The sequence below is a fragment of the Kineococcus sp. GCM10028916 genome (genome assembly GCF_042674865.1).
GTDB lineage: Bacteria > Actinomycetota > Actinomycetes > Actinomycetales > Kineococcaceae > Kineococcus.
In genome coordinates this window covers 66,546-89,419 of the sequence record NZ_JBHTFM010000016.1, presented here as the reverse complement: position 1 = coordinate 89,419, position 22,874 = coordinate 66,546, and the positions used below count along the sequence as shown (strand labels likewise).

Annotated in this window: 19 protein-coding genes and 1 pseudogene; 7 read left to right on the top strand and 13 right to left on the bottom strand. The window is 73.4% G+C overall.

Translation table 11 applies throughout. From position 1 onward, the window contains the following. Window positions 1-2: 2 nt before the first annotated feature. Window positions 3-1,034 carry a 6-phosphofructokinase gene (locus tag ACFQ46_RS14245; protein WP_380260069.1) on the top strand — a complete coding sequence of 344 codons (1,032 nt, stop codon included), beginning with the start codon at window positions 3-5 and terminating at the stop codon, window positions 1,032-1,034. 55 nt (window positions 1,035-1,089) lie between these two features. Next, the gene (locus tag ACFQ46_RS14240; RefSeq protein WP_380260068.1) at window positions 1,090-2,484 is read left to right on the top strand and encodes a class II 3-deoxy-7-phosphoheptulonate synthase; all 1,395 of its coding nucleotides are present in this window, start codon (window positions 1,090-1,092) and stop codon (window positions 2,482-2,484) included. A 53-nt stretch (window positions 2,485-2,537) separates the two neighbouring features. Here ACFQ46_RS14240 and pknB read toward each other — a convergent pair whose 3' ends face one another. Both pknB and ACFQ46_RS14230 read right to left on the bottom strand, forming a co-directional pair. Beyond that, window positions 2,538-4,418 carry a Stk1 family PASTA domain-containing Ser/Thr kinase gene (gene pknB / locus ACFQ46_RS14235; RefSeq protein WP_380260067.1) on the bottom strand — a complete coding sequence of 627 codons (1,881 nt, stop codon included), beginning with the start codon at window positions 4,416-4,418 and terminating at the stop codon, window positions 2,538-2,540. Between the two features lie 32 nt (window positions 4,419-4,450). Continuing rightward, window positions 4,451-5,590, bottom strand: a complete 1,140-nt coding sequence (locus ACFQ46_RS14230) for a LysM peptidoglycan-binding domain-containing protein (protein WP_380260066.1) — start codon at window positions 5,588-5,590, stop codon at window positions 4,451-4,453. A gap of 175 nt (window positions 5,591-5,765) precedes the next feature. Between ACFQ46_RS14230 and ACFQ46_RS14225 the strand changes: the two genes are divergently transcribed. Continuing rightward, complete coding sequence (locus ACFQ46_RS14225; protein ID WP_380260065.1) at window positions 5,766-6,161, top strand: Rv2175c family DNA-binding protein; 396 nt, start codon at window positions 5,766-5,768, stop codon at window positions 6,159-6,161. Window positions 6,162-6,212: 51 nt separating this feature from the next. Here ACFQ46_RS14225 and ACFQ46_RS14220 read toward each other — a convergent pair whose 3' ends face one another. The 3 genes and pseudogenes from ACFQ46_RS14220 to ACFQ46_RS14210 form a co-directional block, all read right to left on the bottom strand. Further along, entirely contained in the window at window positions 6,213-7,172 is a 960-nt protein-coding gene (locus tag ACFQ46_RS14220) for a phytoene/squalene synthase family protein (RefSeq protein WP_380260433.1), read from the bottom strand. A gap of 2 nt (window positions 7,173-7,174) precedes the next feature. Then, window positions 7,175-8,836: pseudogene (gene crtI, locus ACFQ46_RS14215) on the bottom strand (phytoene desaturase family protein); the annotation flags it as partial. Further along, window positions 8,731-9,828 carry a polyprenyl synthetase family protein gene (locus ACFQ46_RS14210; protein WP_380260064.1) on the bottom strand — a complete coding sequence of 366 codons (1,098 nt, stop codon included), beginning with the start codon at window positions 9,826-9,828 and terminating at the stop codon, window positions 8,731-8,733. The pseudogene crtI and the gene ACFQ46_RS14210, both read right to left, overlap by 106 nt. 101 nt (window positions 9,829-9,929) lie before the next feature. On the opposite strand from ACFQ46_RS14210, the gene ACFQ46_RS14205 reads away from it, so the two are divergent. Beyond that, complete coding sequence (locus tag ACFQ46_RS14205; protein WP_380260432.1) at window positions 9,930-10,574, top strand: CDP-alcohol phosphatidyltransferase family protein; 645 nt, start codon at window positions 9,930-9,932, stop codon at window positions 10,572-10,574. Here ACFQ46_RS14205 and ACFQ46_RS14200 read toward each other — a convergent pair. The 8 genes from ACFQ46_RS14200 to ACFQ46_RS14165 all read right to left on the bottom strand — a co-directional run bounded on the left by ACFQ46_RS14200 (window position 10,571) and on the right by ACFQ46_RS14165 (window position 17,528). Next, on the bottom strand, window positions 10,571-12,037 hold the full coding sequence (locus ACFQ46_RS14200) for a phytoene desaturase family protein (RefSeq protein WP_380260431.1): 1,467 nt from the start codon (window positions 12,035-12,037) through the stop codon (window positions 10,571-10,573). The two genes, ACFQ46_RS14205 and ACFQ46_RS14200, sit on opposite strands and share 4 nt — an antisense overlap. Continuing rightward, complete coding sequence (locus ACFQ46_RS14195; protein WP_380260063.1) at window positions 12,034-13,137, bottom strand: glycosyltransferase family 2 protein; 1,104 nt, start codon at window positions 13,135-13,137, stop codon at window positions 12,034-12,036. Before ACFQ46_RS14195 ends, ACFQ46_RS14200 begins: the two co-directional genes overlap by 4 nt. Continuing rightward, window positions 13,134-13,922 (bottom strand): carotenoid biosynthesis protein, encoded by a 789-nt coding sequence (locus ACFQ46_RS14190; RefSeq protein ID WP_380260062.1) that lies wholly within the window; start codon window positions 13,920-13,922, stop codon window positions 13,134-13,136. Before ACFQ46_RS14190 ends, ACFQ46_RS14195 begins: the two co-directional genes overlap by 4 nt. A gap of 44 nt (window positions 13,923-13,966) precedes the next feature. Further along, window positions 13,967-14,662, bottom strand: a complete 696-nt coding sequence (locus ACFQ46_RS14185; protein ID WP_380260061.1) for a monooxygenase — start codon at window positions 14,660-14,662, stop codon at window positions 13,967-13,969. A gap of 9 nt (window positions 14,663-14,671) precedes the next feature. Continuing rightward, entirely contained in the window at window positions 14,672-15,493 is an 822-nt protein-coding gene (locus ACFQ46_RS14180; protein ID WP_380260060.1) for an alpha/beta fold hydrolase, read from the bottom strand. Next, window positions 15,490-16,011 (bottom strand): aminoacyl-tRNA deacylase, encoded by a 522-nt coding sequence (locus ACFQ46_RS14175; protein ID WP_380260059.1) that lies wholly within the window; start codon window positions 16,009-16,011, stop codon window positions 15,490-15,492. The genes ACFQ46_RS14180 and ACFQ46_RS14175 overlap by 4 nt, the downstream gene beginning before the upstream one ends. A 66-nt stretch (window positions 16,012-16,077) precedes the next feature. Further along, window positions 16,078-16,854 carry a PKD domain-containing protein gene (locus ACFQ46_RS14170; RefSeq protein ID WP_380260058.1) on the bottom strand — a complete coding sequence of 259 codons (777 nt, stop codon included), beginning with the start codon at window positions 16,852-16,854 and terminating at the stop codon, window positions 16,078-16,080. Between the two features lie 59 nt (window positions 16,855-16,913). Beyond that, window positions 16,914-17,528, bottom strand: coding sequence for a DUF6318 family protein (locus ACFQ46_RS14165; protein ID WP_380260057.1), 615 nt, complete (start codon window positions 17,526-17,528; stop codon window positions 16,914-16,916). A 354-nt stretch (window positions 17,529-17,882) separates the two neighbouring features. Between ACFQ46_RS14165 and ACFQ46_RS14160 the strand changes: the two genes are divergently transcribed. From ACFQ46_RS14160 to ACFQ46_RS14150, 3 genes are all read left to right on the top strand, one after another. Further along, complete coding sequence (locus ACFQ46_RS14160; protein ID WP_380260056.1) at window positions 17,883-18,287, top strand: DUF6504 family protein; 405 nt, start codon at window positions 17,883-17,885, stop codon at window positions 18,285-18,287. A gap of 59 nt (window positions 18,288-18,346) precedes the next feature. Then, the gene (locus ACFQ46_RS14155) at window positions 18,347-18,778 is read left to right on the top strand and encodes an SAV_6107 family HEPN domain-containing protein (RefSeq protein ID WP_380260055.1); all 432 of its coding nucleotides are present in this window, start codon (window positions 18,347-18,349) and stop codon (window positions 18,776-18,778) included. Between the two features lie 97 nt (window positions 18,779-18,875). Beyond that, a complete protein-coding gene (locus tag ACFQ46_RS14150; protein ID WP_380260054.1) occupies window positions 18,876-22,835 on the top strand; it encodes a DNA polymerase III subunit alpha in 3,960 nt (1,319 codons plus the stop codon). Window positions 22,836-22,874: the final 39 nt, after the last annotated feature.

Genomic DNA, 22,874 nt, shown 5'->3' with positions numbered 1-22,874 from the left:
CGATGCGGGTCGGGATCCTCACCGGGGGCGGCGACTGCCCCGGACTGAACGCGGTCATCCGGGCGGCGGTGCTGGCCGGGACGCAACGGCACGGGATGGAGTTCGTCGGGTTCCTCGACGGCTGGCGCGGGGTCCTCGACGGGGACACCGTCCCCCTCGACGAGGACACCGTCAGACCGCTGCTGACCATCGGCGGCACGATCCTCGGCTCGTCGCGGACGAACCCGCTGGCCGACGGCGTCGACGACGGCGTCGCCCGGGTCCGCAAGCAGTTGACGGCGCTCGAGGTGGACGCGTTGCTGGCCATCGGCGGCGAGGACACCCTCGGCGTCGCGACGGCCCTGCACGCCGCGGGCATCCCGGTCGTGGGTGCCCCCAAGACCATCGACGACGACCTGTCGGCCACCGATGCGACGTTCGGTTTCGACACCGCGGTGCAGACCGCCGTCGACGCCTGCGACCGCCTCGCCACCACCGGCGCGAGCCACCACCGGGCGATGATCGTGGAGGTGATGGGCCGCCACGCCGGCTGGATCGCGCTGCACACCGGGATGGCGGCCGGCGCGCACGTCACGATCCTGCCCGAGGAGGACCCCGACCTCGACGCCGTCGCCGACGTCACGCGCTCCGTCCTGGCCCGCGGTCAGGCGCCGCTCATCGTCGTCAGCGAGGGCGCGAAGGTCCACGGCGAGGAAGCCGCGAAGAACGCCCCGCGGGACGCCTTCGGACACGCCCAGCTCGGCGGGGCCGGGGACGCCCTGGAGCACGAGCTCCTCGCCCGCGTCCCGGGGTTGTCGACGCGGGTCACCGTCCTGGGCCACCTGCTGCGGGGCGGGACCCCGTCGGCGGCCGACCGGATCCTCGCGACGCGGTTCGGGCTGTCGGCGATCGAGGCGCTCGCGAGCGGGAACCTGGGCACGATGGCGTCCCTGCACGGGGTCGAGGTCCACCAGGTGCCGCTGGCCGAGGCCACCGGGGTGTTGCGCACGGTGCCCGACGCACGACGGGCCGAGACAGCCGGCGTCCGTTGGTGACGCTCGGTCACATGTGTGGCGACCCCACCCCGCGGGGGGTGCGACACTTGCCCGCGTGAGCACTCCCACGACGACGAACTCCGCGGGTCTGTCCAGCATCACGTGGCCCGACCTGCCCGCCGCCCAGCAGCCGCAGTGGCCGGACGCCGCCGCGCTGGCCGAGGTGCACGCGGAGCTCGCGTCGTATCCGCCCCTGGTCTTCGCGGGGGAGTCCGACCAGCTGCGCGGGCAGCTGGCCAAGGCCGCCCGGGGCGAGGCGTTCCTGCTGCAGGGCGGGGACTGCGCGGAGACCTTCGCGGGGGCGACGGCCGACGGCATCCGCCGCCGGCTGAAGACGATGCTGCAGATGTCGGCCGTCCTCACCTACGGGGCGAGCCTGCCGATCATCAAGGTCGGTCGCATGGCGGGGCAGTTCTCCAAGCCGCGCTCCAGCAACGACGAGACCCGCGACGGCGTCACGCTGCCCGCCTACCGCGGTGACGCCGTCAACGACTACGCGTTCACCCCCGAGTCGCGGATCCCCGACCCGCAGCGGCTGCTCCGCGCCTACCACACGTCGTCCGCGACGCTGAACCTCATCCGGGCGTTCACGACCGGTGGGTACGCGGACCTGCGCAAGGTCCACGAGTGGAACCGCGGCTTCGCGGCCACCGCGGCCAACGCCAAGTACGACTCACTCGCGCACGACATCGACAAGGCCATGAAGTTCATGGCGGCCTGCGGCGCCGACTTCGACGCCCTGCAGACCGTGCAGTTCTGGTCCAGCCACGAGGCCCTGCTGCTCGACTACGAGCGTCCGCTGACCCGGACCCTCGACGAGGAACCGCCGCTCAGCGGTCCCGCCGCCGAGGACGTGCGCCAGGGCGGTCCCTACGACGTCGCCGCGCACATGGTCTGGATCGGGGAGCGCACCCGTCAGCTCGACGGTGCGCACGTGGACTTCGCCGCGAAGATCCGCAACCCCATCGGGATCAAGCTGGGGCCGAAGACCTCCGTCGACGACGCGCTCGCGCTCATCGACAAGGTCGACCCCTACCGCGAACCGGGCCGGTTGACCTTCATCACACGCATGGGCGCCTCGACCATCCGCGAGGCCCTGCCCGCCCTCGTCGAGGGGGTCACGAAGTCCGGCGCTCAGGTCACCTGGGTCTGCGACCCGATGCACGGCAACACGATCACCTCGACCAGCGGGTACAAGACCCGTCGCTTCGACGACGTCGTGGACGAGGTCCGCGGGTTCTTCGAGGTCCACCAGGTCCTGGGCACGGTGCCCGGCGGCCTGCACGTCGAACTCACCGGGGACGACGTCACCGAGTGCCTCGGTGGGGCCATGGAGATCGACGACGCGGCGCTGGCGACCCGCTACGAGTCGCTGTGCGACCCGCGGCTGAACCACCAGCAGTCGCTGGAGCTCGCGTTCCTCGCGGCGGAGATGCTCTCCAAGCGCTGACCGTGCACGACGAAGGGCCCGCCACCTCCGGGTGGCGGGCCCTTCGTGCGTCCTCAGACGACGGTGAGGGTGATCGTCGACCCCTTGGGGATCGACGTGCCGGCCTCGGGATCGCTGGAGCGGACGGTGCCGAACACCCCGCCGAGGACGTTGGTGACCTGGACCTGGAACCCGAGTCCCTGGAGCTTGGCGCGGGCCGCGTCGACCTGCGTGCCCTGCACGGGCGGGACGGCCACCAGCGGCGGACCCGAGGAGACGACCAGGTCGACGGCGTCACCGCGGAACAGCGTCCCGTCGGGGGGTGTCTGGGAGATGACCTCACCGGCCGCGACGCTCTCGCTGACCTGCTGGGTGATCTTGCCCACCGACAGACCTGCGGCGGTGATGGCCTTCTGGGCGGCGTCCTGCGTCTGGTTCACGACCCCGGGCACGCCGATCGGTTCGCGACCCTTCGAGACGACGAGGTCGACCCTGGAGTCGTGGGGCACGACCTGCCCCACGCCCGGGGTGGCGGCCACGATCGAGCCGTCCGGGACCTTCTCGTCGAACTGCTCGCTGACGTTCCCGACCGTGAGGCCGGTACCGGTGAGGAGCTGCTCCGCGTCGCTCCGGCTCTTGCCGACGACCTCGGGGACGGCGAACTGCTGGACGCCCTGGGAGACGACGATCGTCACGGTGCCGTCCTTGCGGACGCGACCGCCCTCCCCGGGGTCGCTGGAGACCACGAGGCCCTGCGCGACGGTGTCGCTGAACCCCTGCCGCTGCTCGACCGCGAGACCCGCGGCCTGCAGGGTGCTGGTGGCCTCCTGCGGTGACTTCCCCGCGACCGACGGGGTCGTGGTGTACGCGCCGGGGCCGGCGGTGAAGTACCAGGCCAGTCCGGCGGCGACGGCGAGCACGAGCAGGACCAGTCCGACCAGCAGGCCGCGGCGGGAACGGTGGCCCTCGGTCGGCGCGGGTCGCTTCGTCGGGGTGGCCGCGACGGCGGCGGCCTCGCCGATGCGGGTCGTGCTGCCCGGCGCGGCCGCACCGGCGGGGCGGGGCGGGCGGGCGGCGAGCTGTTCCGGGGTCAGCGAGGCCTGCACCGCGCGCAGCTGCTCGAGCATCTCCCCGGCGTCGTCGGGACGTTCGTCGGGGTCCTTGGCCAGGGCGTCGAGGACGAGGGCGTCCATCGAGGGGGACAGTCCGGGCGCGCGGGTCGAGGGCGGCGGGACCTGCTCGTGCACGTGCTTGTAGGCGATCGTGAACGGGCTCTCACCCGTGAACGGCGGAGCGCCCGTGAGCATCTCGTAGAGCATGACGCCGACGCCGTAGACGTCGCTGCGGGCGTCGGTGGTCCGCGACTCCAGCTGCTCGGGGGCCAGGTACTCCGCGGTGCCCATCAGGTCGCCCATGCCGACGGTGGTGCTCTGCCCCCCGGGACTGGCGGCGCGGGCGAGACCGAAGTCCGCGACCTTGACCCGGCCGTCGTCGGCGACGAGGACGTTGGCGGTCTTCACGTCGCGGTGCAGGACGCCCTTGCGGTGGGCCTCGGCCAGCGCCTCGAGCACGCTGGCGGTGACCTTCAGCGCCTCACCGGGGGTGAGGGCCCCCGCGTCGAGCACCACGTCGCGCAGGGTCCGGCCGTCGACGAGCTCCATCACCAGGTACGCCGTCTCGACGCCACCCTCGTGGTCCACGCCCTGGTCGAGCACCGCGACGACCCCGGGGTGCCCGATCCGCGCCGCCGACTTCGCCTCGGTGACGAACCGGGCGCGGGCCGCCGGGTCGTGGGCGAGGTCGGCCCGGAGGACCTTCACGGCGACGGCGCGGTCGAGCCGCTCGTCCTCGGCGCGGTAGACGACACCCATCCCACCCCGCCCGATCCGTCCCAGGACGCGGTAGCGCCCGTCGAGGCGTCGCCCGACGAGGGGGTCGGAGAGGGTTGCGTCCACGATCAGCGAGTCTAGGTGGACCGGGCGTCAGGTCAGCTGAAGCGCGCCTGCAGTGTCTGCACGTTGGCCACGTAACGACGCGTGTCGTCGTACATCCCGCGCGAGCGCACCGACGCCTGACCCTGGTAGTAGGACGCGATCGCGACGTCCGGCGGGTTGTTGGCGACGAGCGTGCGCAGGATCGCCACCCCGGCCCGCGCGTTGTCGCGCGCGTCGAAGAGGTCGATGGGCCGTCCCAGCAGGTCCGAGGCCCACTCGCCGGAGCTCGGGATGACCTGCATCGCGCCGATGGCGTTGGCGCCGGAGACGACCTTCATGTTGAAGCCGGACTCCTGGTAGCCGATGGCCAGCGCCAGCGACGGGTCCACCCCGAGCTTCACCGCGGTGGAGCGGATGATCTCGCGCATCTCGTCGCGACTCGGCTGGGCGGAGGCCTGCAAGTTCGCGCGGTTGGTCTCGACGGCTTCGCTGACGGTGGCCGCCTGGGTCGGCTGCGGGGCCGGCGTCGCGGCGGTGGGGCGGGCGCCGAGCTGCAGCGCCTGGCCCTCGAGGATGAAGCCGGTGTCGTCGAGGCCGTTGAGCGCGACGAGGTCGTCGACGCTCACGCCGGTCGTCTGCGCGATGTGGGACAGGGTGTCCCCGGCGCGGACGGTGTACGTCGCGCCACCGGTGCGGGTGGTGGGTCCAGCGCCGGCGCCCGTGCCGCCGGGCAGCGTGAGGACCTGCCCGGCGCGGATGAACCCGTCGGCGCTGAGCCCGTTGGCGTCACGCAGAGCACCGACGGTGGTGCCCTGCGCCACGGCGATCGCCCCGAGGGTGTCACCGGGGCGGACGGTGTAGCTGCCGCCGGCGGACGCGTCACCGGCGTCGCTGCCGGTCGCCTCGGGCCCGGGGATCCGCAGGCGCTGACCCTCGACGATGGTGGCGCCGCGGTCGAGGCCGTTGGCCTCCACGATCGCGTCGACGGTGGTGCCGGAGCGGTTCGCGATCGCCCCCACGGTGTCGCCGAGCTGCACGGTGACGGTCTCCTCCGGCGTCGCGGCGTGGGCCGCGGTGGCCGTGGCGGGGACGAGCGCGGTGGGAGCGGCGGCCCCGACGAGGGCGGCGGCCAGCCACCGGCCGCGCCGGGAGTTCTTCTCGGGTGCGTCGCTGGGGTCGTGGTCGTCGGCCATGGCGGGGGTTCCTCGCAGGTCGTCAGGGGTTGGTGGTGCACGAGTTCCGGGTGGGGCTGGTGGGGCGGGGGTGAACCTATCGGACGCTCCCGACACCACCACCCCAACGATGGTGGAGAGCGTGACTTCGTCGGGGGAGGTGGGCGGGCGCGTCGCGAGGCGGCAGACTGGTGGGGTGGTTGCACCGCTGAGAGCAGAGATCGCCCGTGAGACGGGTACCGACGAACTGGACGCCCTCGTCCCCGAGTGGCTGACCGTCCCCGACGTGGCCGAGGTGGCCGGCGTCGACCAGCGCGAGGTCCGGCGCTGGCTGCAGGAACGTGAACTGGTGGCCGTCCGTCGTGGGGAACGTGCCGTCGCGCAGGTCCCCGCCGGGTTCGTCACCCCCGAGGGGCCGCTGAACCACCTGAAGGGCACGTTGTCGGTGCTCGCCGACTCCGGCTTCACCGACACCGAGTCCATCGCGTGGCTCTACACGCCGGACGACACGCTGCCGGGTACGCCCGTCGACGCGTTGAAGGCGAACCGCAAGACCGAGATCCGCCGCCGCGCGCAGGCCCTCAGCTTCTGAGGACCGCGCCCGACGACCTCGCTGGTCCCAGCGAGGCCGTCGGCGGGGACCTCAGCGGGCAGCGGTCCGCCACCGCGACTCCTCGCGGCGCGCCCGCCGGGCCCGGATCAGGCCGGGCAGGGCGACGGCCAGGCGACGGCGTCCGCTGACCCGCACCCGGCGTGCGAGGACGTCGTACCCGGCGCGCTCGACCTCGTCGAGGATCCCGCCGTAGAGCAGGTACGCCGTGCGCAGGCAGTCCCGGCTGGTCGGGTGGACCATGTCCAGCCCGAGCTCCGCCTCGGCGTACAGCTCCCGGGTCCGCTGGGTCTCGAAGGCGAGCAGGTCGCGGACGGCCTGCGGTGTCGTCCCCGCCCTGCGCGCGGCGAAGAGGTCCTCGCGGGTCAGCCCGAACCGCGCGAGGTCCTCACCGGGCAGGTAGACCCGACCGCGGTCGAGGTCCTCACCGACGTCGCGGATGAAGTTCGTCAGCTGGAACGCCACACCCAGGGCGCGAGCCGGCGCGACGGCGGCCGGGGTGAGCGGCTCCAGGATCGGCAGCATCTGCAGACCGATGACCGCCGCGGACCCGTAGACGTAGCGGTCGAGGTCCGCGTAGGTGGGGTACCCGGTCTCGGTGATGTCCATCCGCATCGAGTCCAGGAACGCCTCGACCTGCTCCCGCGGGATGTCCCAACGGCGCATCGTCACCGCCATCGCCCGCCCGACCGGGTCGTGCGGGCCGTCCTCGTCCAACGACTTCAGGAAGTCGTCGGACCACGCGACGAGGGCGTCCGGGTCGGGGTCGGTGAAGGAGTCGACGAACTCGTCGGCGTAGCGGGCGAACCCGTACAGCGCCCACACGTAGGGGCGCTTCGCCGCGGGCAGCAGCAACGTCGCCAGGTAGTACGTCTTCCCGTGGTCGGCGTGCAGGCGCCGGCAGGTCTCGAACGCGGCGCGCAGTTCCGGGTCGTGCAGCGCGGGGTCGGTCGCCGCGGCCGCGTCCAGGGCCGCGGCGCTGCTGCGGGGCAGCTTCACACGCTGCGCCAGGCGCGCGAACGGTACGAGCGGTCCCGGCCCGTCACGCGCTCGGCCGCCAACCGGCCCGAGACGAGCACCATCGGCACCCCGACCCCGGGCTGGGTCCCGGAGCCGGTGAAGACGACGTTCTCGCCCCACATGTTCCCCGGCCGGAACGGCCCGGTCTGACGGAACAGGTGGGAGGACGCGAACGGGGCGCCGTCGGCCATGCCCCGGCGTTCCCAGTCGGCCGGGGTGGCGACGTCCTCGACCTCGAGGGAGTCGCCGAAGCCCTCGTAGCCGCGCTGCTCCATGACCTCCAGGACGTGTTCGCGGTAGCGCGGGGCGTGGGTGTCCCAGTCGATCCGGCTCGAGCCCGCCGAGAGCGACGGCGTCGGGAAGAGCACGTAGTAGACGTGCTTGCCGGCCGGGGCCAGCGACGGGTCGGAGACCGTCGGACGCGAGACGAGGACCGAGGGGTCGCTCATCAGCCGCCCGTCGAGGAGTTCGGCGAACACCTGCTCCCACGCGTCGCCGAAGTGGATCGAGTGGTGGACGGGGTCGGGGTAGTCCTTCGAGGACCCGGCCAGCAGGAGGTAGCAGGAGGGGGAGAAGGTCAGCTTGCGCCGCACCGGGTCCCCGAGGAGCTGCTCCCGGGCGACCGGGAGGTCGGGGTTGAGCACGACGACGTCGGCGGGGAACCGGCGCCCGTCCGCGGTGAGGACCGCGGTGGCCCGTCCGCCGTGGTGCTCCACCTTCGTGACGGTCGTGCCGTAGTGGAACTGCACCCCGTGCTTCTCCGCCGCGGCCGCCATCGCCGTCGGCAGCGCGTGCATGCCGCCCTTGGGGAAGAAGACCCCCGCGACGGAGTCCATGTAGGCGATGACGGCGTAGAGCGCGAGGGCGTCGTAGGGGGACAGCCCCGCGTAGAGGGCCTGGAAGGAGAACATCCGCTGGGTCCGCGGGTCCTTGAGGAACTTCCCGACCTCGGGGGCCATCTTCTTGAAGCCCCCGGCCGCCAGCAGGCGCACGAGGTTCGGCTTGAGCAGGTCCAGCGGGGTGTCGATGTTGGAGTCGATGAAGTCGCGGATCTCGTAGCGGTAGAGGTTCGCGACGTGCTGGACGAACCGCCGGTAGCCGTCGGCCTCCGCTGCGCCGCAGAGCTTCTCGATCTCCACTGCGGTCCGCTCCACGTCCGAGGAGACGTAGAGGCTCGAACCGTCGGCGAAGTTCCCGCGGTAGAGCGGGTCGACGGGCTGCAGGTCCAGCCAGTCGTTCATGTCCTCGCCGAGGGCGTCGAAGCAGTCGGCGATGAGGTCCGGCATGGTGAGGACCGTCGGACCGGTGTCGAAGCGGTACTGCCCGTCCGCCGTGTCCGTCACCACCAGGCCGGCGCGACCACCCGGCACGTCCTCCCGTTCCAGGACGGTGACCTTGCGTCCGGCACCGGCCAGGCGCATCGCCGTGGACAGCCCGGCGAGGCCGGCCCCGACCACGACGACGTTCTCGCTGGGGCCGCTCACGTGCCGGGTGCGGCCCGGCAACCAGTCGAGGGTGCGATCGAGGGCGCTCACGAGCGACGGCTCGTGGCGGCGACGACGAGTTCGTGCAGTGCGGCGCGGGCCGGTTCGCTCACGTCGGCGGCGTCCAGCGTCGCGCAGGCCACGTCTACCTGTTCGGAAATGATCTTCTCCACTCCAGTCAGGGCACCGGTGTCCACCAGAACCTGTCGCAAGGTCTGGACGCCCGAGGCGTCCAGGTCGGGGGAACCCAGGTAGCGCCTGATCTGCGCGGCCTGGGCGGGGTCGGCGGCCTGCACGGCCAGACCGACCAGCACGGTGCGCTTGCCCTCCCGGAGGTCGTCCCCAGCGGGTTTGCCCGTCTCGGTGGGGTCACCGAACACGCCCAGGACGTCGTCGCGCAGCTGGAACGCCTCACCCAGGGCCAGCCCGAAGCGCGAGTAGTCGGCCAGCAGGTCGGTCGAGGCCCCGGCCAGCGAGCCCCCCAGCAGCAGCGGGTGCTCGATGGAGTACTTCGCGCTCTTGAACGTCACGACCCGCCGGGCCCGGTCCACGGCGCCGGCGGCGCCGCGCTGGTCCGAGGACGCCTGCTCGAGCATGTCGAGGTACTGCCCGCCCATGAGCTGCGTGCGCATCACGTTGAAGATCCGCCGGCCGCGGTCCAGGGCGTCGGGGTCCAGGCGGGCCCGGGAGAAGAGTTCGTCGCTCCACCCCAGGCACAGGTCGCCCGCGAGGACCGCCCCGGCCAGCCCGAACCGCTCGCCGCTGCCGTCCCAGCCCTGCGCCGCGTGCAGCGACGCGAAACGGCGGTGCACGGCGGGCTGGCCCCGGCGGGTGTCGGAGTCGTCCATCACGTCGTCGTGGATGAGCGCCGCCGCCTGGAAGAGTTCCAGCGACGCGGCGGCGGTCACGATGCCCTCGTCGGGGAGGTCGCCACCGACGCCGCGGAAACCCCAGTAGCAGAACGCCGGACGTAACCGCTTCCCGCCGGACAGCAACGACGAGATCGCGTCGAGGATCGGCGTGCAGTCGTCACTGACCTCGCTCAGGACCGCGGCCTGGTCCCGCAGGAAGTCGTCGAGGACCTCCGAGACGGCACGTCGCAGATCGCTGGTCACCGTCGGGTGGGCGGGGGAGGCGGGCGGCACAGGTGCACTCTAAGCACCCCCCTGGCGGCAGGCGAACGCGCGTCCGCGCTGGTCACCGGCGGGTCACGGGCGGGTTGGGCTCTACCGTTGGGTCCGTGGCGATGGATCGAGAGGCGTACCTGCGCACCTGGCGCGCACTGCACGGTGGAACGCACGCCAACGCCCTCGTCCGCGGCTGGCTCAGCGCGGCGCACGCCCTCGCCCGCCCGCTCGCCGGGGCCGGTGTCCCCCCGGCGGCGATCACGCTGTCCGGCGGTGCCCTCGCGGTCGTGGCGGGGGTCGTCGCCGTCCTCGGCGGCCGCGGCGGGGTGGCGGCGGTGGTGGCCGGGGCGCTCCTCGTGATCGCCGGGATCTTCGACAACCTCGACGGTGCCGTCGCGGTCATGACGGGCCGGACCAGCCGCCGCGGTGCGCTGCTCGACGCGGCCTGCGACCGGGTCGGCGACGCCGCGTGCGCCGTCGTGCTCTGGGGGTGCGGCGCCCCGGCCTGGTTGGTCCTCACCGCGGGCGGGTTCGCCCAGCTGCAGGAGTACCTGCGCGCGCGGGGTCAGGGCCTCGGCGTCGACGACGTGCGGATCGTCTCCGTCGCCGAACGCCCCGTCCGGCTCGCGATCGCCGCCTCCTGCGCCGCCGCCACTGCCGTCGTCGTCTGGCTGGACTGGGCGACGCTCGGCGCCGGGGTGTGGGCCGTGCTCGGCTTCATCGGGCTGGTGCAGGTCGCGACCGCGGTCGGCCGCCGGCTCTAGGCCGGCCCGATGAGGTCGGTGACGATCCTCGCCGAGAGACCCACCAGGGGCAACCCTCCACCCGGGTGCGAACTGCCCCCGACGAGGAACAACCCTGGGACGGGCGAGCGGTTCGCCGGGCGCAGGAAGGCCGAGCGCGCCCCGTTGCTGGCCGTCCCGTAGATCGCCCCGCCGTCGCTGCCGGTGAGGCGTTCGAGGTCGGCGGGCGTGCGGACCTCGCTCCAGCGCAGCCTGTTCCGGACGTCCAGACCGCGCGACGCCATGGTCTCCAGCACCGTGCGGGTGTGCCGGCGCACGAGGTCGGGCGCGCTCCAGTCGGTGCCGCGCTCCGGGTCGTGGACGGGGGCGTTGACCAGGACGAACCAGGCTTCGGAGTTCTCGTCCGGGCGCAGCGCCGGGTCGTCGGGGGCGCTGACGTAGACCGTCGGGTCCGCCACCGGCCGGCCGGCGGCGAGGTCGGCGAACTCCGCGTCGTAGTCGTCGGGGAAGAGGACCGTGTGGTGGCGCAGCCCCGGGGTCCGCCCGTCCAGGGCCAGCAGCAGGACGAACCCCGACGTCGAGCGGCGCGAGCGGCGGGGCGCCAGCCGCGGTCGGGGCAGCAGCGTCCGGTACAGCTGCGCAGCGTCCACCGCGGAGACGACGACGTCGGCGCGCACCTCGGTGCCGTCGGCGAGGCGGACCCCGCTCGCGCGGACCCCCTCGTTCAGCACGGCGGCGACCGGGGTCCCGGTGTGGATCCGCACCCCCAGCTCACCCGCTCGGTCCGCGACGGCGCGTGCCAGCCCGTGCAACCCGCCGCGGACGTACCAGGCGCCGAAGGCCTGTTCGACGAAGGGCACCGTCGCCAGCGCGGCGGGCGCCTTCGCGGGGTGGGACCCGGAGTAGGTGGCGTAGCGGTCCAGCAGGACCCGCAGCCGTGGGTCGCTCAGGTAGTGCCGTCCCAACCCCCGCAGACTCGCCCACGGGGCCACCGTGGTGACGTCGGAGCGTCTGCGGGCCAGCCGGACCAGCGTCCGCGAACCCTCCAGGGGGGACTCGAGGAACGGTTCGCGGGCCACGTCCCAGATCGCCGCGGCGCGGCGGTGGAACGCCGTCCACTGCGCTCCCGTCCCCGCCCCGAGAGCCTCGTCCAGGGCCTTGGCGACGACCGGCAGCCCGCCCCCCGGCAGGTCGAGTTCCGTGCCGTCGGCGAAGCGGTAGTGCGCGATCGGGTCGAGCGGGACGACGTCCAGCACCGACTCGATCGGGTCACCCGTCTTGAGGAACAGGTCGCGCTGCACCGCGGGCAGCGTCAGCAGCGACGGACCGGTGTCGAAGGAGAACCCGTCCCGGCTGAACCAGCCGAGCTTCCCGCCGACCTCCTCGGCCTGCTCGAAGAGCTCCACGCGGTGCCCGAGGGCAGCCAGTCGCGCCGCGACCGACAACCCCCCGAGGCCCGCCCCGATGACGACGACGGTGCTCAGAGCGTCCGCCCCTTCCAGGTCAGTTCGCCCCGGCCGTGGCGACGCCAGGAGTCGGCCAGCAGCCCGAGGAAGACGGCGATGGAGGCCGGGTGCGCGAACGCGTCCGGGACGGAACGGCCACCGGTGCGCTCCGCCGCCGCGTAGCGGCCGACGACGCCGGCGAGGTAGCCGAGCGCCCCCGCCTTCGACCCCGTCAGGGCCGCGACCGGCGGCACGAGGTAGGCCAGGGCCAGGGCCGCACCCACGGCGCCCGCCGCGGGGGCCGACCCGAACGCCGACCACAACGACTTCGCGTACCCCTCGCGCAGTTCGTCCCAGCCGCCGTACATCCGGCACGTCGCCAGCGCCGTGCCGTCGGCGACCCCACCGCGCCCACCGTGCGCCTTCACCGACCGCAGCAGGGCCAGGTCGTCGAGGACCTCGGCCCGCACCGCCGCGTGCCCGCCCGCGTCGCGGTAGGCGGCGGTGTCGACGAGGAGGAACTGCCCGTTCGCGGCGGCGAGGCTCGCCCGCGGCGAGACCTCCGCCCGCCGCAGCGGCAACGTCGTCAGCCAGGACCACTGCAACAACGGCTGCACGAGCCGCTCGCTCCAGGTGTCGGCGAGCTGGCGGGGGTAGGGACTGACCAGGTCCAGGCCGGTGCTGCGCAGCAGGTCGACCCCCGCCGCCACGGCGTGCGGGGCGAGCACCACGTCCGCGTCCACGAAGACCAGGACCTCACCCCCGGCGGCCCGGGCCAGCAGGTGGCAGGCGTGGGTCTTCCCCAGCCACCCCGGCTCCGGGCCGTCGCTGCGCAGCAACCGGACCCGTGGGTCGGCGGCGGCGATCGCCGCGACGATGTCGCCCGTGCGGTCGGTCGAGGCGTCGTCCAGGACGAGCACCTCGTAGTCGGGGACGCTGAGCTGGTCCAGGAGCGAGGTCAGGCAGGCCTCGACGCGGTCCTCCTCGTCGCGCACCGGCACCAGCACGCTGATCCGTCCCGGGACCGGCGGTGGATCGAGCGGAGGGAGCCGCAACGCGCGGGCGTTCACCAGCGAGTGGGCGGTCAGCGCCACGGCGCTCGCCGTCCCGGCCCAGGTGAGGGTGCGCCACCAGTTCACCGCCGACCCCCGAGCACCACGCGGAGGTAGGGGAGGACGGTGAGCCCCATCGCGACCCCGCCGTAGGCGGCCACGACGGGACGCCGGAAGAACACCGCGTTGCCCAGCGTCGAGCCCAGCCAGGTCCAGCCGAGCAGGGTCGCGGGGACGGTCTGCGGGTCCTCGTCCTCCGCCGGCAGGGCCCGGTGCAGCGCCGCGCAGATCACGAGGGCCGTCAGCAACCAGCCCGCGTAGTTGCCCAGGGGGATGCCCGCCACCCCCGGCAGGTGCGGGTGGGGGTCGGCGAAGACCCAGTGGCCCGCGGCGGTCATCTGCGGGTCGAGGAAGAGGTCCCAGCTGGCCAGCGTCCACGCGGCCGTGACGACGACCACGACGTCACGTCGTCCGCGGGACCACTCCCGGGGCAGCTCCCGGGCCAGGCGCCGTCCGAGCCGGACCGCCGGCTGGGCCAGCATCGTCCACGCCAGCGGGACGACCACCGGCACGTCCAGCACCTGCGGACCGAGGGTCCCGGCGTAGCGGTAGCGCCCGAAGGGTTTCCCCGTGCGGGTACCCACCGCCTCGGCCAGCAGGCCGAGACCGCCCGCGACGGCCAGGGTCGTCACCGTCCCGCGCGCACCGCCCCGGCGGGCCGCGTCACCGAGGGCCGCCGCGGAGAAGGCCGCGACCGATCCGATCGTCGTGCGGCGCAGGGTCTCGCCCCGCAGCAGCGGGTGGGCGATCTGCGTGAGCACGGCCGCCCCGGTGAGGACCCCGGTCAGGAGCGGCGCGAGTTTGGGAGGCACCCCAGCACTCTAGGAGTCGGCTCCGACACGAGCCCCGGCCGGCCTCAGGGCACCGCTCCGTCCAACGTCCCGCGGACCTCCAGCACCCGGAACCGAGCGAACAGTTCCTCCGCGTACCAGCCTTCCCGCGGGGTGGCGGCCATGACCTCGCGGTGGGCGCTGCGGCGGTGGGCGAACTCCCGCATCGCCTTCGTCGACTCCCACAACGAGAACGTCCCCTGGTACCCCAGCGGCGCCTCACCCACCCCGATCGCGCACCGCAACCCGGGCACGGTGTGCAGGTCGGCGGCGACGGGCGGGACCGCCCGCCAGAACGAGGGCGCCTTCGTCGGTCGCAACCGGGCGCGGGTGATCGAGGCCACCGGCCCGCCGTCGTCCGGCGCCGACCGGGACCCGCCGAAGGGTTCGCGCCCGGACCAGCTGCCGCGGCTGCTCAGCGGGGCCAGGCGGACCTGCAACCGCTCGGCGGCGAAACCCCGCCAGGCGCGGACCGGCCGCGAGTCCTCGTAGCGGTCCGCGTCGGCCCGGGAGTTCCAGGCGACCAGGACGGCCCAGTGCAGCGGGTCCGCGTCGCGGACCGTGAAGGTCGTGCCGTCACCGGTGCCCAGGAGCTTCGCGAACTGCGCTCCCGGCAGCCGCGTCACCGTCCGGCGGTCCACGGCCATCCGCCACAGCGCCCTCGGAACGGTCTGCGCCGCAACCTTCCAGACGTCGAGCGTGACGATCTCAGGGGTGGGCACCCGGTGAGGCTACGCGGTGCGCAGCCGGTCGCGGACGACGGTGGCGCAGTCCGCGGGCCGGTCCCACACCGGGACGTGACCGCAGTCCTCCCACTCCAGCCAGTGCGTCTGCGGCGGCGCGCAGGCCCGCACCACGAACGACGGCGGCAGCACCCGGTCCCGCAGACCCGTCACGACCGTCACCGGGACCAGCACCGCACCGCCCCGGGTGAACGCTCCGCCCGCGATGCCGGCGTCCGCGCCGGCGTACCCGGGTGCGGCGGCGATGGACCGCACCGCCGCGCGCACGACCTCGGCCGGCAGGCGGCGGGGTGCGGTGCTGGTCGCTCCGAGGGCCAGCGTCCGCCCGATCCTGGTCGTGACGAGTTCGCTCGGGAACCGGCCGGCGAGGCGGGCGAACTGCTGACCGGTCGGCAGCAGCGGCGGCCGTCGGCGGGGGGTGGTCCAGAGCCCCGGGGGAGTGAAGGCGGTGACGCTGGCGATGGTGTCGCGGGCCCCGGGTTCCGCCGCGGCCTCCAGGCAGATCCAGCCGCCGAGGGAGTGCCCGACCAGGTGGACGGTGCGTCCCTGCCGGCTCGCGAGGGTGGCGGTGAGCCGGTGCAGTCGGGCACCGAGTGCCCGGGGGCTCATCTGGGCGCTGTCGATCGCCGGGCTGACCCCGTGCCCCGGGAGCTCGACGACCAGGAGGCTGTGGTCGGTGGCGAGGTGTGGGACGAGGGGGTCCCACGTGCTCGCGGCGCCGCCGAGTCCGTGGACGAGGACGACGACCGGTGCCTCGGGGGCGGTGGACCCGGCGTGGTGGACGGCGAACCCCTCGAGGAGTTCGGTCATCCGATCTCGACGGGGTGCCCGCTGGTGAGGCGGAGGAGCTCGTCGTAGCGGGTGCGGAACACGGCGTGCGGGTGTCCGGCCGGGACCCAGATCGCCGGGTACGGGGCCAGGGCCACGTCCACGAAGGTCGGCAGTTCCGCGGTGAGTCCGATGGGCGACGCCGATCCCAGGACGGATCCGGTGCGGCGCAGCACTTCAGAGTCGTCGTCCCACCGGAGTTCCGGTTCGCTGAGCACCCCGGCGAGGGTGGGCAGGAAGATCGGGTGCGTCGCGGAGGCCACGACCAGCAGGTGCCTGCCGTCCCGGGTCTTCAGCACGGCCGTGGTCGCCACGGCGGCGAGCGGGACCCCGAGGTGCTCCGCGAGCTCGGCCGGGTTCCGCAGGGTCGCCGGCACCTCGAGGACCTCACCCGCGCCGCCCAGGTCGACGAGAGCGGTCGCGGTGGCCTCTACGGCGGGGGGCGTGACGGTGGCCGGCCCTCCGTTCCCAGGAGTCTCCTGCAGCACCGTCCACCTCATGCACCACCACGGTAGGCCGGTTCGCGCGCCCCGTCGCGCCGAGCGTCCAGGAGACGTTCGTGCAGGTCAGCGCGTGAGGACGGTGGATCCCGTGAGGACGTGGACCGGGGTCGGAGCGGACGTCACCGAGGCGGTGCCGTCGATGGGTCGGTAGGGGAGCCCCGCGATCGTGTACTCGCCGGTGTAGGTGGTGGTGAGGGTGATCTCCCGGTCGCCCGCCGCGGTGTACGTGTGGGTGAGGCTCTGGTGGGGGTAGGGGTTTCCGGGGTCCTCGGTGGGCCCCAGGGTGGAACCGTCGCCGAACGTCCACGTCCAGCTCGTCGGCGTGGCGCGGATGGTGACCGGGTAGCCCAGGACAGTGGTGTCCCGGGTGACCGTCCCCGTGGTGGTGTGCAGGATCAGCGGGACGTTGAGCAGGGCCTCGCCGCCGTCGGGTTGGAGGTTCACCGGGCTCGCGGGCAGCGGGACGCGGCGCAGGTCGGCCTCGGTGACGGTCGGCAGGACGACGGGTGCCGCGGTGGTGGCCCCGCTCGTGCAGGAGTTCCCCTGGTTGACCCAGCGGACGTCGTCGCCGGTCCGGATCCAGGTGGTGACGAGGAACTGCCCGGGTGGGCAGTTCGCGATGGAGGCCCGGCAGGTGTCGGACCCGAAGGAGCCTTCCGGGCCGTTGCGGCCGCAGGCGGGGGTCTTGGAGACCTGGACGGGGGGGTTCTGTCGGGCGGATCTGTTCCGAGGCTTCCTGTCCCAGTCGTCCCTGTTCGTTCGGGTTGCTCCGATGTCGAAGTGCCCGTCCCGAGCGATGCCTCTCGAGTCACGGGTCTCGGCGGCGGAAACCGGAACCATGGAGAGGTTGCAGTGCAAGAGCAGGATGCCTCCTATCGCGATGACCGTGCGCCTGAGTCTCATTGAACCTCCCACACCACCCAGTGGTCATCGACCCAGTTCAGGTCGATCCAGAATTCTCCGTTCGATTCCCCTTCCTCGGATCCGAGGATGTTCCCGCGGCTGTCGGTTGTGTCGAAAGCAGGTCTTGTGATCAGGATCGTCAATCCGATCTCACCGGCTTCTGGGTTCCAGGAGTCAACTCGGGTGCCGGTGAACTGGACGATGAAACCGTCTGATGAGTACCCCTTGCTGCGATATTCATCGATTTCAGCGGCGTAGAAGGTGCATCCACCACAGTTGGGATCAGAGATCGACCGCAGCAACGTGGGGTCTCCCGTTGCGCGTGAGTAGTTCAGGACCCGCGTGAAGTAGGCCGCGAACGTCCCGGCCCCGTCCACCGTGAACGTCCGACTCAGGTCGTCCTGCTCCGGGACCGGGAAGTCCTTCGTCGCCACCGGGGTCGGCGTCGCGACGGGCGTGGCCGACGGCGTCGGGGTCGCGACGGGGCCGCTCGTCGCGGTGGTCGTGGAACTCGCGACGGGTGCGGCGACGGTCTCGTTCGAACACCCGACGAGCAGGCCGGTGGCGGCGAGTGCGACGAGGGGTGCGGCGGCGCGGTGAAGCTGGATCACTGCGGCACGGTCGCACGGTCGTGGCTCTCGGAGGCACCGCCGGACGGCGTCTGTGGACAACCTGTCGGCCGTTCGGGTGACCCCTCACGAGCGCTCACCCTCCGTCCCTGGGGAGGGACTCTCCGCTCTGTGGATGACCCGGTTCACCGTTGACGACCCCTGAGTGGGGTGGTGTAGCTTCGAGTTGCGTTCGAACCGGTGTTCGAACGTGGTGACCGCCCGGTGGCGCGGTCCGGGGGGAGGGGAAGCTCCGCGGGCCGCGCTCCGGGCGTGTCGTCGCGGGCCGCTTCCCCCGGCTCGCCGCGCTGCGGGTGATCCACCGCAGCGCCGGCTCGAGTGGGGAAGGTGACAGCGGTGCGACGGTTCTTCGACGAGGTCCACGTCCGGTCCGGTGCGGTGGGGGAGGCGCCCGACGAACCCGCCCAGTTCGTCTGGCACGGACGGCTCTACCTCGTGCGCGCGGTCCTGTCCCGGTGGCGTGAACGCAGCGCCTGGTGGGAGCACCCGGCCGTCGCCGCCGTCCACGGGGACGGCCCGACGGGAGGCGGTACGGCGACCGCGGTCCGTCCCGTCCTCGAGATCGGCGACCTCGAACGCGAGGTCTTCCGCGTCGAGGCCAGCGTCGGGCGCTCCGGTGCGGTCGGTGTCTACGACCTCGCCCGACGCGTCCCGCCCGGAACGGCGGCTGTGTCGGAGGGCGCTGCTACTCCTTCTCCTGACGGATCGGACGGCTGGCAGTTGCTGCGCGTCAGCGACTGACCCGCCGCCCGACCCCTCACCGAACCGCACCAGACCGACCGATCACGGAGGAGAACGCGATGCCCGCCACCCTCGACGTCCCCCAGGGTCTCCCGCGCCCGCTGACCACCGCTGCTCTCGACCTGCTCGAGCGCTGCGAGGACGAACTGCTCGTCGCCCTGCGCTCCGACGACACCGCCGAGCGCTACGTCCACGCCCACCTCGCCGCCCTGCGCGCGGGCGCTGCCCTCGTCGCCGTCCACGGACGTCCCACCAGTCCCCGGCGCAGCGGCCCCCGCAGCGTCTGGGAGATGCTCCCCGCCTTCGACCCTGCCCTGCAGGCGTGGGCCGAGCGGTTCGCCGCGACCGCCCCGTTGCGTTCCGCGGTCGAGGCCGGCCGGACCGGCGTCGTCGACGAGGCTGCCGCCGAGGAACTCCTCACCGACGCCGAGCAGTTCCACCGCGTCGTGGAATCGCTGCTCGGGCTCAGCGCCCTCCCGCTGGCCGGCTGACCGCCGCGGGCGACCACCGGCGGACGCGCCCGCGACCCAGCACCTCGCACCACTCCGCTCGGCCTTCCCCACGGGCGCGTTCTCGAAGGACGTCCCCATGCGCACCACCGCACCCTCGAACTCCCCGTTCACGCACCTGCACGTGGCCTCCGGCTACTCGCTGCGCTACGGCACCTCGACCCCGACCGCTCTGGTCACCCGGGCCGCCGAACTCGACATGCCGACCCTCGCCCTCACCGACCGCGACGGTCTCTACGGCGCCGTGAAGTTCGTGCGCGCCTGCAGCGAGGCGGGGATCACCCCCGCCCTCGGCGTCGACCTCGCCACCGCCCCCAGCGGGTTGGTCGACGGTCTGCCGGCCTGGGCCGATCCCTCGGTCGCCCTGCGCCGCACCACCTCCCGCAACCCCACCCGCGGTGGGGCGGTCGTCGACCCCCGGCTGCCCCGGGTCACCGTGCTCGCCCTCGGCGCCGACGGCGCCGGCGCCGCTCGCGGCTGGGCGGGGTTGTGCCGGCTGGTGAGCGAGACCCACCTCGGCGGGATGCGCGGAACCCCGGTCAGCAGCCTCGAACTCGTCGCGGCGAACGCCGTCGACACCTCGGGTCGTCCGGCGCTCGTCGTGCTGCTGGGCCCGGGGTCCGAACTCGGGCGGGCGGTGCTCGCCCGACGCGACGACCTCGCCCGGTCCGTCCTGCAGCGGTGGCGGGACCTGCTGCCCGTCGGTTCGCTGCACGTCGAGGTGGTCTGCCACCACGCCCCGCCGGGAACGGCGGGCAGCGTCGAGCACGCCGCCCGGATGCTGGGCCTGGCCCGCGAGGTCGGGGTCCCCGTCGTCCTCACCGCCGCCGTCCGCTCCGCCGGAACCGACGGGGCCCCCACCGCCGACCTGCTCGACGCGATCCGCCGGCTCGTCCCGCTGGGCACCCGGCACCTGGACCGGACGACGGGACAGGGGCACCTGCTGCCCACGGCCGACATGGTCCGGACGGCGGCCGACGTCGCCCGTGCCGCCGGCGACCCCGGCTGGGCCGCGGAACTCCTGAACGCCACGACGACCCTGGCCGAGCGTCTCCGCCTCGACCCGGCCACCGACCTCGGCATCGGCGCCCACCACCTGCCCGACCGGGAGGCCCTGGGGCTCGCGCCGGACGTCGAGGCGATCGCCGTCCTGCGGCAACGCTCCGAGGCGGGCATCCCCCGGCGCTACCCCGGTGCCGACCTCAAGCTCGAGGCCGCGGTCCGTCGCCGCCTCGACGAGGAACTCGAGATCATCGGGAAGGTCGGCTTCGCCAGCTACTTCCTCACCGTCGCCGACGTCTGCGACCTCACCCGGTCCCTGCACGTCCGGGTCGCGGCCCGCGGGTCGGGCGCGGGCAGCCTGGTCAACCACCTGCTGGGGATCTCCGACGTCGAACCCCTCGAGCACGGCCTGCTCATGGAACGGTTCCTCAACCCCCGCCGTGGGCAGTTGCCCGACATCGACCTCGACGTCGAGTCCGCCCGCCGCGAGGCCGTCTACGAGGCGATCCTCGACCGCTTCGGCGGCGAACGCGTCACCTGCGTGTCGATGATGGACAGCTACCGGGTGCGCCACGCCGTCCGCGACGTCGGTGCGGCGCTGGGTCTGCCCCCGGGGGAGGTGGACGCCATCGCCACGGCGTTCCCGCACCTGCGCGCCCGCGACGCCCGCAACGCCATCGACGAGCTGCCCGAGCTGCGGCGCAGCGGGTTGGGGGAGGAACGCCTCGACGTCTTCTTCGACCTCGTCGAACGCCTCGACGGTCTGCCCCGCCACATCGCCCTGCACCCCTGCGGGGTCGTGCTGTCCAACCCCGCCCTGTTGGACCGCACCCCGGTGGAGGCCAGCTGGAAGGGTTTCCCGATGAGCCAGTTCGACAAGGACGACGTCGAGGACATGGGCCTGCTCAAGCTCGACGTCCTCGGGATCCGGATGCAGTCGGCGATGGCCTACGCGGTGCAGGAGGTCGAACGCGTCGAGAGGACGACGGTGGACCTCGACGACCGCGACCAGGTACCGCTGGACGACCCGGCCACCTACAAGCTGATCCAGTCCACCCGCACCCTCGGCTGCTTCCAGATCGAGTCGCCCGGTCAGCGCGAACTCGTCGGCAAGTTCGCCCCCGCCACCTTCCACGACGTCATCGTCGACATCTCGCTGTTCCGTCCCGGACCGGTGAAGTCGGACATGGTCAACCCGTTCCTGCGAGCCCGGCAGGGCTGGGCGCAGCCGGAGTACCTCGACGACCGGCTCCGCCACGTGCTCGAGCAGACCTACGGGGTGGTCGTGTTCCACGAGCAGGTCATCGAACTCATCCAGGCCACCACCGGCCACGACCTCGCGGTCTCCGACGAGTACCGCCGCCACCTCGGCACCCGCGCGGGTCAGGAGGAGATGGAACCGCAGTTCAAGCGCCGCGCGATCGAGCACGGGTACCCCGAGGCGACGGTCGACCGGATCTGGGAGGTGCTCACGGCGTTCGCCTCGTTCGGGTTCTGCAAGGCTCACGCCGCCGCGTTCGCGTTGCCGACCTACCAGTCGGCGTGGCTGAAGGCGCACCACCCGGCCGCGTTCCTGGCCGGGGTCCTCACGCACGACCCGGGCATGTACCCGAAGCGGTTGATCCTCGACGACGCCCGCAACCTCGGCATCGAGGTGCTGGGCCTCGACGTCAACGCCTCCGGCGACACCTACCGCGTCGAACGTGTGGACGTGCCCGAGCCCCGGGCCGGGCACGACGGTCAGGAACTCCTCGACCCCTGGCTCGGTGGCCGCGGGGTGCGCAACGCCGACGGCCTGGGGGAGGGCATCGCCGACGGCACGGGTTTCGGCATCCGGCTCTCGTTGACCGACGTCAAGGGCATCTCCGAGGCCGAGGTCACCCGCATCGTCGCCGGCCGGCCCTACCGGTCGCTGGCCGACCTCTGGCAACGGGCCCGGCCCACCCGGCCGATCGCCGAACGTCTCGTCCTGGCCGGCGCGCTGGACTCCCTGCACGGCATGCGTCCGGTCGGCCGGGCCGGCGACGCCGTCCCCCGCCGGGGCCGCGCCACCCGCCGGGACCTGCTGCTGCAGGTCGCCGAACTCGACCGCTGGAGCCGCGCGCTCACCGGCACCACCACCACCCGCGTCCGCAGGACCGCCCCGCGCAGCGGCCCCCTCGACGTCCGGGCGGCTGCGGCCGCGCAGTCCCGGGCCGCCCGGCCCGTCGACGACTCCGCCCGCACCGTCCAGCTCGCCCTCGACCTCGGGGACGCCCCCGAGGAGGTCGCGCTCAGCGGGTTGCCCGAGATGACCGGGGCCGAACGGGTCCGGGCGGAACTCGACGTCCTCGGCCTCGACGTCAGTGCGCACGTCGTCGACTTCTACGCACCGCTGCTGCGGGCGCTGCAGGTCACCCCGGCCCGTGATCTGCGTTCGCGGCGCAACGCCGCCAAACTGCTCGTCGCCGGGGTGAAGGTCGCCACCCAGACCCCGCCGGTCCGCTCCGGGCGGCGTGTCGTCTTCCTCACCCTCGACGACACCACCGGTCCCCTCGACGCGACCTTCTTCGAGGACGCGCAGGGTCCCTACGCCGCGACGGTCTTCCACTCCTGGTTGCTCGTGGTGCGCGGGGTGCTGCGCCGCACCGGCCCGCGCGGGGTCTCGTTGCGCGCCACCGGCGCCTGGGAACTGCCCGTGTTGTGGGACGCCTGGACCGACGGCGGGATCGAGGTCGTGCGCGACCTCATCACCGGCGCCCCGAACCCCGAGTACTCCCGCGCCGCGACCGTCGGCGCCGCCGCCAGTCGTTCCTCCCGTCCGGTGATGACCCCGGCCCCGCACGCCGAGGAGCACGGTTCCGCCGGGGGGATGGGCACCCGACGCGTGCTGGTGCACGCCAGCGGGTTCCGCCAGTCGCCCTACGCCGACCTGAGACCGGCGGGCGAGGACACCCGCAACTCCCGGTCCATCGGCCGGGCCGAGGCTCCCGAGGAGGACCGGGAGGAGCCCCCGCGCAAGCTGTGGCACTCCAGCCAGGGCAGTTCGGGGTGGTGACCGGGATGGCGGACGGGCACGGCGGTACGGGGTGTCTAG